A 15,369-nucleotide genomic window follows, 5' to 3' on the forward strand; every position below is an offset into this window, starting at 1 on the left:
CGCCTGATGGTAAGCCTTGAGAGAGCGTTTGTCGAGCAGCCCGGCTCCGGGATTTTAAGTGCGGTCGGTGTCTGCGCTTTGCTCCAGCACTTGCATGATGGCTTGGCCGGCATCTTCGATAGCGCCGCTATTGTCGACGGTCGTCACGTCGAAATCTCCAACGACCGTCAACGAGCTGCGTTCCAGCCGCCGGAGAATATCGTCCCGGCTTTCCCGCCCGCGCTGTTCCAGCCGCCTTGCCAGCACATCCGGCCGCGCAACGATGTTCACGACCTTAAGACGGGAAAAGGCGGTGCCGAAATGCGGCAGGGCGGAACGCGAACCGTTGGCGATGACCACATCTCCCGCATTGAGATGACGATAGACAGCGGCCGGGATGCCATATTTTAACCCATGCGCCTGCCAGGACACCGCGAAGGCGCCCTCATCTTCCAGCCGGTTGAACTCGTGCATCGAAACGGCATCGTGGTTTTCACCCCCCGCATCGCCGCTGCGGGTAATGACGCGGCGGGTGAAGTGAAAGCCCGGCCGCCCACACAGTCGCGCTGCGGCATAGTCCATCAGCGTGTCCTTGCCGGCCCCGCTCGGGCCGACAATCACGATCATCGTGCCGGGCGATGCCGCGCGCCGGCTATCCTGCCCATCATCGGTCATGCCACGCGCTTGCCCTGACGCCAGACGGAACGGGCGACCGGCACACCATCCTCGCGGTGAACCCGGACCAGATCGGCCCGCAATCCCGTCGCGATACGACCGCGATCGAGAAGGCCGACGGTGCGCGCCGGCGTGGCGGTGACCATGCGCAGCGCTTCCGGCAGGCTGATGGCTTCTACCTGATCGGCGAGCAGGAATGGCGCGAAGAGCAGGCTGAAGGGCACATAGTCGGAAGAAAGAACATCCAGCACGCCGATCTCCGCGAGGTCGCGGGCGGCGATGTTGCCGGAGTGGGACTTGCCGCGAACGATGTTCGGCGCGCCCATCAGCACGCTCATGCCGGCGCTGTGCGAGGCTTTTGCGGCCTCGACGCTGGTGGGGAATTCCGCCAGTTTTACGCCGTGGCCGATAGCCTCGCCGACATGTGCTTCGGTGGCGTCGTCATGGCTTGCGACCGTAATGCCGCGCTCGGCGCAGCGGGCGGCCAGATAATCGCGGTGCTTGGCGGAATATTCCGCCGACGCCGCCTGCCGACGCCGCACGAACTCGGCGAAAGCCTCGTCGCTCAGCCCACGCTTCTTCTGGTAATAGAAGATATATTGATCCATCGACTGGAACTGGCGCTGCCCCGGGGAGTGGTCCATCAGAGAAATCAGCCGTACGCGCGGATCGGTTTCGAAGTCTTCGAAATGTTCCAGCACATCCGAGGAAGCGACTTCACAGCGCAGATGCAGCAGGTGATCCGAACGAAGGCGGTTCTGATCCGCCGCGGCCTCGATGGCGTCAGCCATTTCGCGCATTTCACCCTTCTTGAAGCCACCGTCTTCATCCGAACCGAGCCGCAGGCAGTCGAATACGGTGGTGATGCCGGAGGCGGCCACCTGGGCGTCATGGGCCTGAATGGCGGCGATCTTGTCCCAGATCACGCCGGGGCGCGGCGAATAATGTTGCTCAAGATGGTCGGTATGCAGTTCCACCAGACCCGGGATCAAATAATCACCTTCGAGGTCTTCGCCGGTTTTGGAAGCACCTTCGCTGATATCGGCGATCTTGCCGTCACGGATCAGGACTGAGCCCAGAATAATATCGTCTTCCAGAACGATACGGGCATTGGAAAGGGCGTGCTCGGTCATGGGTTCGCATCTTTCTTTGGTGGCTGGCCAAGGGGGTGCCAGCTATGAACGGTAAAGGGCGCGCCGCGCGTTTCTTCAACGAACAAGGCGAGGCCGGAAATGCTGAGAGGTCGATCGGTGAATTCGGAAAACCGCGACGAAAGCACCTCGTGCATGGCGGGCTGCTCGCTCTCGTCGATGCGGCCGGTCAGCGTCATGTGAAAACGGAAATCATCCATGACATGCGGATAACCCCAGAGAGACAGATTTTGCCGTTGGCTCTCCGTCAGCATCTGTGGCCGCCGACGGGCAATATCGGTCTCTGACAGGGGCGCGCGAAACCGGTCGAAATGATCGACGATCTCGGCGGCAAAATCCTGCAGCGGCTGATAGGTGCGGTCCGGGATCAGTGCGAAAAAGGGCCCGAGTGCACCGACGACGACGCGCGGAATTTCGAAGGTGGACTGGCTGGCTGCGAAATCTTCGAAGGCCGTGAGCAGCTCCGCCTCGCTGTATTTTTCGGCAAGCTCGAAAGGAGCCTTCAGGGTCGCGTGGAAACCGTAACGGCGGGGCTCCTCCGTCATGTCGGCATAGTCGTCGTGGTCGTCATGCAGCGTGCCGGAAAATGCGTCGCGGCCGAGCCAGCGTGACGCCGCCTCAGTCAACGGGTGATCTTTAGCCGGAGAAAAATAGATGGCATAGCGCACGGCAAGCACTCTTCAGTGTCATGGGAGACCAAGGATGAGAAGCTATTTGGCGTGACTCGCCAGCTTCCCGCAAGGTCAGGAGTGCGAGGTAATTGGTTTCCGTGACAGAATGATGATGCCGAAGGAAAAAAGCGCATTGGAAATGCGGCAAGCTTCCGAATGTGCTGAAGACACAGGCAGAGATGATGACGGATACGGCCGGCATAAATCGGGACTGCGCAAGTGTCCGGCGGAGATGACGAACATCATTACGACGTTCGCCATTCCATCCCTTCAGGCCTAGTGTTGTGTTTTGCCGATCAGGCGTGAACGCAGCGAATTGGAGATGTGGTCGAACAGGAAAACGACGAAGAGGATGAGCAGGACCATGTAGGCTACCTTGTCCCAGTCGGCATTGGTGCCCATCGCCTCCAGTAGTTTCAGACCGATGCCGCCCGCGCCCACCGCGCCGATGATGGTGGCGGAGCGGGTGTTGCTTTCCCAGAAATAGAGTGACTGCGAAATGAAGACCGGCAGGACCTGCGGCAGCACACCGAAGCGGTTGACCGCAATCGGGGAAGCGCCGACCGATTTGACGCCTTCGCGCTGCTTGTCGTCGACATTTTCCAGCGCCTCGGCATAGACCTTGCCGAGCGCACCGGTATCGGTAAAGAAGATCGCGGCAATGCCGGGGATCGGTCCGGGCCCGAAGCTGCGGGTGAAGAACAGCGCCCATATCAGCATGTCGATGGAACGCAGGAAGTCGAACAGCCGCTTCATGCCCCAATTTGCGGCCCTGTTGGCGGTGATGTTGCGCGCGGCGATGAAGGCGAGCGGCAGGGCAACGAGCGTGCCGAACAGCGTGCCCACAAAGGCCATGACAAGCGTCTGCATCAGCTTGGAAAGAATATCGGCATGCTGCCAGACGCTGTTGTCGAGGAAATCATCCACCATATGGCCGATATTGGAGCGCTCGGGATCGAGCCTTTCTCCCCACAGCGCGAGAGCGGCGAGTTCACCATAGCCCTTGCCCCAGAATTCCGATTTGGTGTCGAACAGGAAATTCGCCCATCCGAGGAACCGACGCTGAACATAGACCTGGCTGGTGCGGATTTCCGCCTGGCCGGCAAAACCAAAATGCACGAGAACCTTGTTGCCGTCCTGCTGGATTTCCTGCGGCACGTCGTCGGATACCCGGGCCTGTTCGCCATTGATGATGACGGGGTAATTCTTGCCGTCGACATAGACATCCACCCGGGTCGGGGTCACATCGAGGCGGTTTTCCATGCCCGCATAAACGACGCTGTAGCCGCCACCCGGCAGGGGCTGCAGCCAGTCGATCTTTGCATCGACCGGATATTGCCCGCGGCTGGACCATTGCGGCTCCACCTTGCCGTCTTCGAAACGCAGGCGCGGCTGAGCACGCCAGGAATACCAGTCCTGAATATAGCTCGAGGCACGATCCCACCGGCCCTGCATGAAAGCCGGCCCGACATTGAAGAAGAAAAAGCAGGCGACGAGATAGGCGAAGACGATGAGGATGCCGGCCAGCAGGCCATATCGCTGCATGAAACCGCGATTGAACACGTGCGGATGCGCGGCCATCAGCCTCTCGCGGTCGGCGGTGTTGAGAATGAAGCTGGACGACATCAGGCCGCTCCCCGTCCGAATTCGAAGGATTGATGGCCGATCAGCCTGCGGCGCAGCCAGCTGGAAAACTGGTCGACGGCGATGATGGTGATCAGCAGCAGGATGATGATGGCATAGGTCTTGGAGGCGTGGTCGTTGCCGATCGACAGCCGGAAGACCTCACCGATGCCGCCGCCGCCGACCGCACCGATGATGGTGGAGGCGCGCACGTTGATTTCGGCGCGCAGCAGCGCGTAAGAGACGAAATTGGGCAGAACCTGCGGCACGATGGCGAAACGCACCCGCTCCAGCCAGTTGGCGCCCGCGGCGCGCAGGCCTTCATCGGGCTTCATGTCGGCATTTTCCACCACTTCGAAGAACAGCTTGCCCAGAGCGCCGATCGTGTGGACAGAAATCGCGATGATCGCCGCTATCGGACCGATCGACAGGATGGCGGTGAGTAGCCCGGCGACGACGATTTCCGGGAAAGCGCGCAGCACTTCCATGACCCGGCGCACCACAAAGCGCACGAGACCGGCGCCGACGAGATTGGTGGAGGCGAAGAAGCAGAGCACGAAGGCGAAGCTTGTACCGATGATTGTCGAGACCAATGCGATGTTGAGGGTGATGATCAGCTGGTAAATGAAATGCGGGATGTAAAAGCTGTCGGTGACATAGACGCGATCCGCGACGTAATTGTACTTCATCGAGCCATTGTCATAGGGCGACGGCAGATCGAACATCGCGCGGAAGATTTCAAGCGGGCTATCCGGCACAAACGTTTTCAGAAAATCGAAGAAATATGGCAGGCGCTCGAAGAACTTGCCTGAATTCGCCTCGTTGGCAAAATTCAGCGATGCCGCGAGAGTGACTAGAAAGACCACGAGCGAAATGACGGTATAGATCCGCCGCGTCGCAAGCTGCTGTTGATAATGACGCATGACCGTTCGGGACGATGCGCTCAATCCCTCGGGCGTGAGGGTACCCTGTTGCAGTGTGGTCGCCATGCCGCTTTTCCTTTATTGGCAAAAAGCGGCGATGCCATAGGGCACCGCCGCTTTCAGAACATTCAGTCAGGATCAGCCGCCGATAACGGACTTACGGGCGTCGATGATCGTCTGGTAGAAGGACGGATCGACCTTGATGTAGGCGGTGTTCTTGCCCTGCGTGTAGGCCTGGAAGCAGGCGAGGTCCTTCTTGGGCAGTTCCATGAAGTAGTCTTCAACCTTCTGCTTCATGCTGTCGCCGAGCTTGTTGGTGACCATCAGCGGGCCGTTCGGGATCAGCGGCGACTTCCAGACTTCGACGATATCGTCCATGTCGAGGTTGCCCTTCTTGACCATCTGGTGAAGGTTGCCGCCCGAGTAGCCTTCTTCCCACTTGCCGACGCCCGAACCGAAGGTGGTGCCAACGTCGAACTTCTTGTCGAGAACGGCGAGAACGAGGTTCTCATGGCCGCCGCCGAAGCCGGTTTCAGAGAAATATTCCTTAATCGGCGTGCCGGTTTCCTTCGGGATCGCCACGTTCGGAACGAGGAAGCCGGAGGTGGAATCCGGGTCGGCGAAGCCGATCTTCTTACCCTTGGCATCGGCCAGCTTCTTGATGCCGCTGTCCTTGCGGGCAACCATGATGGTGTAATAACCGCTGGAGCCGTCAGAACCCGTATAGGTCAGGATCGGGTCGACAGCCTTGGGGTCGGCCAGAGCGATCTTGGCGTAGGAGGACGCGCCCATGGAAGCGATGTCGATGGTGCCGCCGAGAAGACCCTGGATGACGCCGTTATAGTCCGGCGACGGGAAAACCTGAACTTCGGCAACGCCGGTCGCGGCCTTCAGGCCATCGGCAACGCACTTGGTGTTGCGGATCTGGTCGGCTTCGTTTTCGGAGCCGTCGAGACCGATGCGCAGAACCTTGACGTCCTGAGCCATGGCGGAACCGGCCAGAACGCCAAGGGCGACTGCCGAAAGAAGGACTTTCTTCAACATGGACTTTCTCCTGTTTCCCGGCGAGCCGGAGTTTGTTGTGAAGTATCGGCCCTTGACGCGGGCGCAAACGATGCTGAGCGGTTCCTCAGAGCCCGGCGAGAGCGAGCGGTTCGGGGCCGGCAGATTGCTGCACCGGACGCGCGGGAAGCTGCGCGCCGGGAATATTGATGCTGGTCGAGGTCATGGTCTCGTCGATACCTGACCCCTGTGAATCGGTTCCGTAAATCTCCGTGACGGCCGCAGCCGTCAGCTCAGTAGGGGTTCCGTCGAAGACGACGCGGCCCTGAGACATGCCGATGATGCGTTCGCAATAATTGCGCGCCGTATCCAGCGTATGCAGGTTGGTGATGACCGTAATGCCCTCGCGTTCGTTGATGTCGCGCAGCGCGTCCATCACGATCTTGGCGTTCAGCGGGTCGAGCGAAGCGATAGGCTCATCGGCCAGAACCATCTTCGGAGACTGCATCAGGGCGCGGGCGATGGCGACGCGCTGCTGCTGACCGCCCGAAAGCGTGCCGGCCGCCTGCATGGCCACATGCTCGATGCCAAGCCTTTCCAGGGCGGCGATGGCCATCAGGCGCTCGTCATTGGTGAAGATGTTGAACAGGCTGAGCGCCGTCGAGCGGTGATTGAGGCGGCCGAGCATGACATTGGTGAGCACATCGAGGCGCGGCACCAGATTGAACTGCTGGAAGATCATGGCGCAGTCGCGCTGCCAGCTGCGCAGCGCCGCGCCCTTCAGCGCCGAAACTTCCGTGTCGTTGAAATGGATGGAACCCGAGGACGGATCGACGAGGCGGTTGATCATGCGCAGCAGCGTCGATTTTCCCGCACCCGAACGTCCGATAACGCCAACCATCTGGCCCTGCGGTATCTCGACATTCACGGAATCGACCGCAGTGTGGTTGCCAAAGCGGCGCGTGACTTGCTTCAGGTGAAAGCTCATTTCCCCGTCCAATCTTCTTTTTGACGGGGTTCGGCGTAACAGCGGTGCGTGAAGTATGGATGTCAGTTTGATGAACAAAATATTACAGATTTCACGGATCTCGCATCCTCCTGTTCGCCGACAAAGCTTTCGGGACGAATCTTGGACCGTTCAAATCCGTGTGTTTTTTTGATCGCATAAACACAAATCCCGGGGTTTTGCCCCGGGATTTGCAGGTGTTCGGTAGAGGGAGATTTCATCCGCCATACTTCGCGACGAAATCCTCGGCGTCCAGATTGCGGAAATCGTCGAGAGCGACGCGCAATGTAGCGTGGTCCCAGTCCCACCACTTCAGATTATCCATTTGCCGGCCCAGTTCCGCCGGGAAGCGTTCCCGGATCAGCCGGGCGGGCACGCCGCCGACGATGGTATAGGGCGCGACGTCTTTTGAGACGACTGCACCCGCCCCGATCACCGCGCCGTTTCCTACCGTGACGCCGGGCAGGATCGTCGCACCATGGCCGATCCACACATCGTGGCCGATGACGACGCGCTTGGCGCGGCGGGCGGTAAAGAAGTCCGTCTCATCCTCCGCATCGTCCCAATAGTTGTGGGCACGATAGGTGAAGTGATGCAGCGTCGCTCGCTGCATCGGGTGATTGGTGGCGTTGATGCGGACGGAGGCGGCGATGTTGACGAATTTGCCGATGGTGGCGCACCAGATCGCACCATCCTGCATGACATAGGAGTAATCGCCCATTTCGACTTCCTCGATGCGGCAGCGTTCCGAAATTTCGGTATAGCGGCCGATCGCGGAGTTGCTGACACGGGCGGTCTCATGGATGACCGGTTCCAGACCGACCTTGACGCTCATGCCGCTGCCTTTCTGGGAGAAAACTGTGAGACGTCCAGAATGCGGTCGGCCACGGCTTCCCGCACCTCCTCGTCATGGAAAATGCCGAGCAGTGCCGTGCCCTTCTGTTTTTTCTCGACGATCATATCGACGACGACACGCCGGTTAAGGGCGTCCAGCGAGGCCGTCGGCTCGTCCAGAAGCAGGATCGCATGGTCGGTGATGAAGCCGCGGGCGATATTCACGCGCTGCTGCTCGCCGCCCGAAAATGTCGCCGGAGGCAGTGACCATAGTTCCCGTGGCAGGTTGAGCTTCGAAAGCAGCATGGCTGCGTGTTCGCGGGCTTCATCGGCGGCAACCTTGCGCGCCAGAAGCGGTTCGGCAACGACATCTATGGCGGCGACACGCGGCACGGTGCGCAGGAACTGGCTGACATAACCGATGGTGCGGTGGCGGATATCGAGGATCGTGCGCGGCGAGGCGTTGCCGATATCGACGACCTGGCCCTCATGACGAACGAGAATCTGCCCGCTGTCGATGGCGTAGTTGCCATAGAGCATTTTCAGGATCGAGCTTTTGCCGATGCCGGACGGGCCGCCGAGCACGACACATTCGCCGCCGCAAACGGAGAAATTGACATCGCGCACAACGGGCAATTCGATACCGTCGCGAAGATGCATGGTGAAGCTTTTGAAGACTTCCGAAACGATAAGAGGCGTCGGCATGGCGTCAAACCTGCAGAATAGAGGAAACAAGCAATTGCGTGTAGGGCTCGCGCGGGTCGTCCAGCACCCGGTCGGTCAGGCCGTGCTCGATGACATCGCCGCCCTTCATCACCATCATGCGATGGGAAAGCAGCCGCGCCACCGCAAGATCATGGGTGACGACCACGACGGCGAGACCGAGATCGTTGACGAGACCGCGGACCAGATCGAGCAGGCGCGCCTGCACGGAGACATCGAGGCCCCCGGTCGGTTCGTCCATGAAGACGAGGCGCGGCGAGGTGACGAGGTTGCGGGCGATCTGCAGGCGCTGGCGCATGCCGCCGGAAAAGGCGCGCGGCTGATCGTCGATGCGGTCGGTGCCGATTTCCACCCGCTCCAGCCATTCGCTGGCCGATTGCCTGATATTGCCGTAATGCCGGTTGCCGACGGCCATCAGCCGCTCGCCGACATTGGCGCCGGCCGAAACCGCCATGCGCAGCCCGTCCGCCGGGTTCTGGTGTACGAAGCCCCAGTCGGTCCGCATCAGGAAACGTCGTTCGGCCTCACCCATATGATAGAGGTCACGCACCGAACCGTCGCGCATGCGATATTCCACGCTGCCCGCGGTCGGCATCAGCCGGGTGGAAATGCAGTTGAGGAGCGTGGTCTTGCCGGAGCCGGATTCGCCGACAATGGCCAGAACCTCGCCGGGATAAAGCTCGAAGGAGACATTGCGGCAGCCGGCGCGGTCGCCATAATATTTGGAAACGTCCCTGACTTTCAGAAGCGGTGCGTCGCTCATTCTGCGGCCTCCTTCACATCCGCCAGCAGGTGGCCTTTATGGCCATGGGCGCGGCGGTCCTCGCAATGGTCGGTATCGGAGCAGACGAACATCCGTCCGCCCTTATCATCAAGCACCACCTCGTCCAGATAGACATTCTCCGCACCGCACAGCGCGCAGGGCTTGTCGAAGCGCTGGATCTCGAAGGGATGGTCCTCGAAATCGAGGCTGACGACGTCGGTATAGGGCGGCACGGCATAGATGCGCTTTTCGCGTCCTGCGCCGAAGAGCTGCAGGGCGTCCGAGAGATGCATTTTCGGATTGTCGAATTTAGGGGTCGGAGACGGATCCATCACGTAACGCCCGGCCACCTTTACCGGATAGGCATAGGTGGTGGAGATGCGTCCGTTGCGGGCGATATCCTCGTAAAGCTTGACGTGCATCAGGCCGTATTCCTCCAGCGCGTGCATGACACGCGTTTCGGTCTCGCGCGGTTCGAGGAAGCGCAGGGGCTCGGGAATGGGAACCTGATAGACGAGGACCTGACCCGAATGCAGTTCTTCTTCGGGAATGCGGTGCCGCGTCTGGATGATGGTCGCATCCTTGGTGCGGGTGGTGACGGTAACATTAGCCACCTTCTGGAAAAAGGCGCGGATGGAAACCGCATTGGTCGTGTCGTCCGCGCCCTGGTCGATGACCTTCAGTACATCGTCTGGGCCGAGGATGGAGGCGGTTACCTGCACGCCGCCAGTGCCCCAGCCATAGGGCATGGGCATTTCGCGGGAAGCGAAGGGAACCTGATAACCGGGAATGGCGATGGCCTTGAGGATCGCCCGGCGGATCATTCGCTTGGTCTGTTCGTCCAGATAGGCGAAGTTGTAGACAGCCAGCCCGTCGTCAAATGAAACTTCTTCAAGCATTGCGCGTTAGCCTTGTGAAAAAAGGAGTACAAGCTCATGGAGATTGGAATTCTTGCAGCCGTGTTCTTTGCTGTGTTTGCAGCATCGACCGTCTTTTGCGCTTACTGGTTTGGCGAGCAGCACAGCCGCTGAGCTATTCGGCCGCATTGCCCATCCACTCCGCGCCATTGGCGTTGACCGCCTCGAAATCGGCACGCATTTTCCTGACCAGACCGAGTTCGGCCTGGAAATCCACATAATGCGGCAGTTTCAGATGTTCGACGAAGCCCGTTGCCTGCACGTTGTCGGCGTGTGAAATGACGAATTCCTCGTCCTGCGCGGGGGCCACGACGTCCTCGCCGAATTCGCCTGCCCGCAGCGCCCGGTCGACCAGCGACATGGCCATGGCCTTGCGCTCGCTTTGGCCGAACACCAGACCGTAGCCGCGCGTGAATTGCGGTGGCGCCTTGGCAGAACCCTTGAACTGGTTGACCATCTGGCATTCGGTGACCTGTATGTCGCCCAGCGAGACGGAAAACCCGAGTTCCGGCACCTCCAGTTCCACCTCCACCTCGCCGATGCGGATTTCGCCGACGAACGGATGGGTGCGGCCGTAGCCGCGCTGCGTCGAGTAAGCGAGCGCCAGAAGGAAACCCTCGTCACCGCGCGCCAGCGATTGCAGGCGCAGGTCACGCGGCATCGGAAACTCCATCGGCTCCCGTGTCAGATCGCCGGCAATATGGTCAGCCGGCATATCGCCGTCGGTTTCGATCAATCCTTCTTGCGCTAGAATGTCTGAAACCCGCATGACATGTTCCGGCTCGCCTTCGCGCTGGGTGGCTGTCTCAACGGCCTCGTCCTCAAGAAGCGAAGGATCGAGCAGGCGATGGGTGTAGTCGAAGGTCGGTCCCAGCAATTGCCCGCCGGGCAGATCCTTGTAGGTCGCGGAAACGCGCCGCTGCACCGTCATGTCAGCGGTATCGACCGGAACCGAATAACCGAAGCGCGGCAGCGTCGTGCGGTAGGCACGCAGCAGGAAGATGGCCTCAATCATGTCGCCGCGGGCCTGCTTGACGGCAAGGGCTGCAAGCGACTGATCATAAAGAGACGCTTCCGCCATCACCCGGTCGACGGCGAGCGAAAGCTGCGAAACGATCTGCGACACCGTCATCGCGGGCAGGTCACGGTCTCCGCGCCGCTTGTCGGCCAGAAGCCGGTGGGCGTTGGCAATGGCGGTTTCCCCGCCTTTGACAGCAACATACATCTTACGCCTCCACGGGTTGAATGCGCGTCGTGCGCGGCAGGCAGACAAATCTGTCGGCGGATGTCAGGATGACATCGACGCCGCGCGGGAAAATGGCATTGTTTTCCGCCCACAGCCGCGGGAATATGTCCGGCAGGCCGGTGGGGCTGATGATGTTGACGTGGCGGATACCGGGGCCGGAGAGCAGCAATTCCCGTCCCCCATCCAGATCAGGCAACTCGATGATGAGCGTGGTGGAGCGGTCGGGATATTCCTGACTTCCCTGCGCGAAGAGACCGAAGGAGGCTATGGCGCTGCCCGCTTCGATGACGGCGAAATGCGCTGCGCTTTTTTCTTCGGTCGGGACCGCACCGGTATGAAATCCGATCCAGCCGGGGACGGTCGTTTTCCGTAGGGCGCCGCTCAGCCAGACCGGCGTATCGTGATCGCAGAGCGCCAGCAGGACCGCGCCGGTGGCGGGGGCGAGAGGCGATGGCGGGGAGACTGCGGTTTCGATTGTCTGCGGCGTGCCCGGCCGGGCCATGCCATCCATGAGTTTCTTGAAAATCCGTTGGGAATCGAAGACGGCATCGGAAAAACCGCCCGTCAATGCTTCGGCCTTGACGCTCATCAATCCTCTCCTCGAACCATGGTGAAGAAATCGACCCGGGTGGCGGCGGTCTCTTTTGTTTTCCTGTCCTTCTCCTCGGCCAATCGTTTCTCGACCGGTGAAAGAAGCTCGGTCTCGATGAAACCGCGGGTCGGGCTTTCCTGCCAGAGCGCATCGAAAACGGCGGCGTACCAGGCCTTCTTGCGGCCGGTGCCGAGAACATGGGCGTGACCCACTGTGCCCGAAGCAAGCTTGACGGTTGCCCGGGTAACGGTCGTCTCACCCAGATTGAAGGGCGCGCCGCCGCCGCCGATGCGGCCTTTGACCATGACGAGGCCGGTTTCCGGCCCGCGCACATTTTCCGTCCGGGGGCTCTCATCCTGCCGGTTCCAGACGGTTTCGAGTTCCTGCACGGTGGCGCGGGCAAGAAGCGCCGCCACCCGCTTTCTGTCTGCATGCAAGTCTGCAGTTTCGTGAATCATCGCTTGACCTCTAATGTCTATTGATATAGACAACTATACAATATAAGGTACATTTAACGTTCGTGAATGACAAGCGTGTGACATGAGCCCTTCGGCAGCGATGAAAAGAAAGAACGGCGTGGCGCTCTGGCGGCAGATCGCCGACAGGATCAGAGGCGAGATCGCGGCGGGCGATCACGATGAAACCGGCATGTTGCCGCCGGAAATGACGCTGGCCGAAAAATTCGGCGTCAACCGCCATACTGTCCGAAGCGCCATTGCCGCACTGGCCAGCGAAGGCATTCTCGAGCCGATGCAGGGGCGCGGTACGATGATCGCCCGCAAGGAGCGCCTGAGTTTTCCGATTTCACGGCGCACGCGATTTACGGAGGGCATCGGCGATCAGGTCAAGGAAATGGAAGCGCTGCTTCTTTCCCACACGACCGAACCGGCCAATGCCGATCTGGCGGCGCGGCTGCAATTGCCGGCGGGTGCGCCGCTCATACGTCTCGAAACGCTGCGCAAGGCCGATAACCGCCCGGTGTCCCGCTCGACCACATGGTTTCCGGCGGATCGTTTCGCCGGAATAGGGGAGGCTTACCAGAAGAGCGGCTCGATTACCGCTGCCTTCAATATGCTGGGCGTGGCGGATTACGTGCGTATTTCCACCGTCATCTCCGCCAGCCATGCGGACACGCAGGATCTGGCCGATCTGGAGCTGTCGCCGGGTGCAATTCTGCTCGTCACTCAGGCGCTGAATGCCGATATGGATGGCGTACCGGTGCAATATGCCATCAGCCGTTTTTCGGCCGATACGGTCGAATTCACGGTGGAGAATTAAGCCGAAGCTTACTCCGCCTGCGAAAGCCCCAGCACATCCAGCATGGAATAGAAGCCCGGTTTCTTGTCTAAGGCCCAGACGGCTGCAGCAATCGCGCCGCGTGCGAAAATAGAGCGGTCGCCGGCATAATGCGAAAGCTCGACGCGCTCGCCCTCTCCGGCGAAGATCACCGAATGTTCGCCGATCACCGAGCCGCCACGCAGCGTGGCAAAACCGATGGTCCCGGCTTCACGCGCACCCGTATGCCCGTCGCGCACGCGAACGGACGATGTGGTGAGATCGACCTTGCGGCCCGCCGCCGCCGCCTCGCCGAGCAGAAGGGCGGTGCCGGAGGGCGCATCCACCTTGTGCTTGTGGTGCATTTCAAGGATTTCGATATCCCAGTTCTGCGCATCCAGCGCCTGCGCCGCCTGCTGTGTGAGAACACTGAGCAGGTTGACGCCGAGGCTCATATTGCCCGATTTGACGATGCGGGCATGGCGCGACGCCGCCTTGAATTTTTCCTCGTCTTCCGCCGAGCAACCCGTGGTGCCGATGATATGCACGATGCGGGCCTGTGCGGCGAGGCCGGCAAAGGTGACGCTGGTTGCCGGCGAAGTGAAATCGATCACCCCTTCCGCATGCAGAAATGCCTGAAGCGGATCGCTGGTGATTTCGACGCCGATCGGGCCGAGACCGGCGATCTCGCCCGCATCGCGGCCGACAAAGGCAGAGCTCTCGCGCGCGACGGCGGCGTGCAGCTGGACGCCGGGCGTCTGGTGAATAAGGCGGATTAGCGCCTGTCCCATGCGGCCCGCCGCGCCGACCACCACCAGTTTCATGCCGCTGCTGCCCATGCTGTCACTCACTTTTCATCTCGGGCGGATCGAGATCCGCCGGTATCTGTCGATTGATGTTTGCAGCAGCGACGTTAAAGACCGCCCGCCCGCTTCGCAAGCATCACATAAGAACAGGCCAAGCGATCAAGCCCTCCAGCGTCGTCCGTCCAGCGACAGGCCGAAATCGGATGGCGTTCTCGAATAGGTGGCAAGCCCGGAAAGAGCCGCCTGCGGATGGGTGACGACGAAGGTGGGGATGGTCCGCATCAGCGCGCTGTGCGGCGCCTTGTCTTCGAAGGCAGCCCGGAATTCCGGGCTCTTCAGCGCCGGAATGATCTTCTGCGAAATGCCGCCGGCCAGATAGACACCGCCCTTCGCCATGAAGATCAGCGCGAGGTCACCGGCCACGCGGCCGAGATAGGTGCTGAAAAGGGACAGGGTCTCTTTCGCCTGCCGGTTATCGCCCGAAAGCCCCTGTGAGGTAATGTCGGCCGGATCGGAAAAGACAGGCTCGACGCCATCGGCGGTGCAGATGGCCCGGTAAAGATTGACCAGCCCGCGCCCGCAAAGGATCTGCTCCCCGGCGACACGGCCCTCGATGGTTTCGATATGCGGGAAAACCGCATAATCACGCGTGCTTCTCGGGCCGATGTCGATATGGCCGCCCTCACCGGGCACCGGGAACCACATATGGCGGGCGTAAACCAGCCCGGCGACGCCAAGCCCCGTGCCCGGCCCAAGAACGACGCGCGATGCCAGCACATCCTTGCGGCCGGAGCCGATGGATTCGCGGTTGTCGTCGTCAAGTGCTGCAATCGCCAGAGCCTGCGCCTCGAAGTCGTTGATGACGATGACATCCTTCAGGCCGAGATTGGCCAGCATGTCCTTCGGCCTGACGACCCAATGGCAGTTGGTGAGCGGAATCTCGTCACCTTCGATGGGGCCGGCAATCGCCAGAATGGTCGAGACCGGCTGGAGTGAGGTCTTGTCCAGAACCGCCTGCTGGATGGCGTCGTCGATGGTCGGATATTCCGCTGTCTTCACGGTGGTGAGGTGAACTGGTTCGGCAAAGGAATCGATCAGAATGGAAAAGCGGGCATTGGTGCCGCCGATGTCGCCAAGAAGGATCGGAAAGGACAGATATTCGGTATCGGACGTCTTCGGCATT

General features: G+C 60.7%; 17 protein-coding genes. 1 reads left to right on the top strand and 16 read right to left on the bottom strand.

The genetic code is table 11. The annotated features are described in order from the left end of the window. Nucleotides 1–54 precede the first annotated feature (54 nt). The 14 genes from phnN to phnG all read right to left on the bottom strand — a co-directional run bounded on the left by phnN (nt 55) and on the right by phnG (nt 12,563). The gene (gene phnN, locus L904_RS00515; protein ID WP_020809170.1) at nt 55–654 is read right to left on the bottom strand and encodes a phosphonate metabolism protein/1,5-bisphosphokinase (PRPP-forming) PhnN; all 600 of its coding nucleotides are present in this window, start codon (nt 652–654) and stop codon (nt 55–57) included. Continuing rightward, a complete protein-coding gene (locus tag L904_RS00520) occupies nt 651–1,787 on the bottom strand; it encodes an alpha-D-ribose 1-methylphosphonate 5-triphosphate diphosphatase (protein ID WP_020809169.1) in 1,137 nt (378 codons plus the stop codon). Before L904_RS00520 ends, phnN begins: the two co-directional genes overlap by 4 nt. Further along, nucleotides 1,784–2,482 (bottom strand): DUF1045 domain-containing protein, encoded by a 699-nt coding sequence (locus tag L904_RS00525; protein WP_020809168.1) that lies wholly within the window; start codon nt 2,480–2,482, stop codon nt 1,784–1,786. The genes L904_RS00520 and L904_RS00525 overlap by 4 nt, the downstream gene beginning before the upstream one ends. Before the next feature lie 270 nt (nt 2,483–2,752). After that, entirely contained in the window at nt 2,753–4,102 is a 1,350-nt protein-coding gene (gene phnE, locus L904_RS00530) for a phosphonate ABC transporter, permease protein PhnE (protein ID WP_020809166.1), read from the bottom strand. Beyond that, entirely contained in the window at nt 4,102–5,088 is a 987-nt protein-coding gene (gene phnE / locus L904_RS00535; RefSeq protein WP_020809165.1) for a phosphonate ABC transporter, permease protein PhnE, read from the bottom strand. Before phnE (L904_RS00535) ends, phnE (L904_RS00530) begins: the two co-directional genes overlap by 1 nt. A 72-nt stretch (nt 5,089–5,160) precedes the next feature. Next, nucleotides 5,161–6,066 (bottom strand): phosphonate ABC transporter substrate-binding protein, encoded by a 906-nt coding sequence (phnD, locus tag L904_RS00540; RefSeq protein ID WP_035264407.1) that lies wholly within the window; start codon nt 6,064–6,066, stop codon nt 5,161–5,163. 85 nt (nt 6,067–6,151) lie between these two features. Further along, nucleotides 6,152–7,012 (bottom strand): phosphonate ABC transporter ATP-binding protein, encoded by an 861-nt coding sequence (phnC, locus tag L904_RS00545; RefSeq protein WP_035264410.1) that lies wholly within the window; start codon nt 7,010–7,012, stop codon nt 6,152–6,154. Nucleotides 7,013–7,247: 235 nt separating this feature from the next. Then, complete coding sequence (locus L904_RS00550; RefSeq protein ID WP_020812956.1) at nt 7,248–7,865, bottom strand: DapH/DapD/GlmU-related protein; 618 nt, start codon at nt 7,863–7,865, stop codon at nt 7,248–7,250. Beyond that, a complete protein-coding gene (phnL, locus tag L904_RS00555; RefSeq protein ID WP_003524417.1) occupies nt 7,862–8,569 on the bottom strand; it encodes a phosphonate C-P lyase system protein PhnL in 708 nt (235 codons plus the stop codon). The genes L904_RS00550 and phnL overlap by 4 nt, the downstream gene beginning before the upstream one ends. A gap of 4 nt (nt 8,570–8,573) precedes the next feature. Further along, nucleotides 8,574–9,350 carry a phosphonate C-P lyase system protein PhnK gene (gene phnK / locus L904_RS00560; RefSeq protein WP_003524419.1) on the bottom strand — a complete coding sequence of 259 codons (777 nt, stop codon included), beginning with the start codon at nt 9,348–9,350 and terminating at the stop codon, nt 8,574–8,576. After that, the gene (locus L904_RS00565; protein ID WP_020812955.1) at nt 9,347–10,249 is read right to left on the bottom strand and encodes an alpha-D-ribose 1-methylphosphonate 5-phosphate C-P-lyase PhnJ; all 903 of its coding nucleotides are present in this window, start codon (nt 10,247–10,249) and stop codon (nt 9,347–9,349) included. Before L904_RS00565 ends, phnK begins: the two co-directional genes overlap by 4 nt. A gap of 133 nt (nt 10,250–10,382) precedes the next feature. After that, nucleotides 10,383–11,492: a carbon-phosphorus lyase complex subunit PhnI gene (locus L904_RS00570; protein ID WP_020812953.1), complete on the bottom strand. Its 1,110-nt coding sequence runs from the start codon at nt 11,490–11,492 to the stop codon at nt 10,383–10,385. 1 nt (nt 11,493) lies between these two features. Beyond that, the gene (gene phnH / locus L904_RS00575) at nt 11,494–12,102 is read right to left on the bottom strand and encodes a phosphonate C-P lyase system protein PhnH (RefSeq protein ID WP_020812952.1); all 609 of its coding nucleotides are present in this window, start codon (nt 12,100–12,102) and stop codon (nt 11,494–11,496) included. Next, entirely contained in the window at nt 12,102–12,563 is a 462-nt protein-coding gene (phnG, locus tag L904_RS00580; RefSeq protein WP_020812951.1) for a phosphonate C-P lyase system protein PhnG, read from the bottom strand. The genes phnH and phnG overlap by 1 nt, the downstream gene beginning before the upstream one ends. Before the next feature lie 82 nt (nt 12,564–12,645). Here phnG and phnF point away from each other — a divergent pair, with 82 nt between their 5' ends. Then, a complete protein-coding gene (gene phnF / locus L904_RS00585) occupies nt 12,646–13,383 on the top strand; it encodes a phosphonate metabolism transcriptional regulator PhnF (protein ID WP_020812950.1) in 738 nt (245 codons plus the stop codon). An 8-nt stretch (nt 13,384–13,391) separates the two neighbouring features. Here the strand turns inward: phnF and dapB are convergent, their stop codons facing one another. Together dapB and L904_RS00595 are read right to left on the bottom strand one after the other, a co-directional pair. Continuing rightward, a complete protein-coding gene (gene dapB / locus L904_RS00590) occupies nt 13,392–14,219 on the bottom strand; it encodes a 4-hydroxy-tetrahydrodipicolinate reductase (protein WP_020812949.1) in 828 nt (275 codons plus the stop codon). A gap of 126 nt (nt 14,220–14,345) precedes the next feature. Then, nucleotides 14,346–15,368, bottom strand: a complete 1,023-nt coding sequence (locus L904_RS00595; RefSeq protein WP_031234470.1) for a glucokinase — start codon at nt 15,366–15,368, stop codon at nt 14,346–14,348. Nucleotide 15,369: the final 1 nt, after the last annotated feature.

Origin of the sequence: Agrobacterium sp. LY4, from assembly GCF_001526585.1 — a bacterium.
Lineage (GTDB): Bacteria > Pseudomonadota > Alphaproteobacteria > Rhizobiales > Rhizobiaceae > Agrobacterium > Agrobacterium leguminum.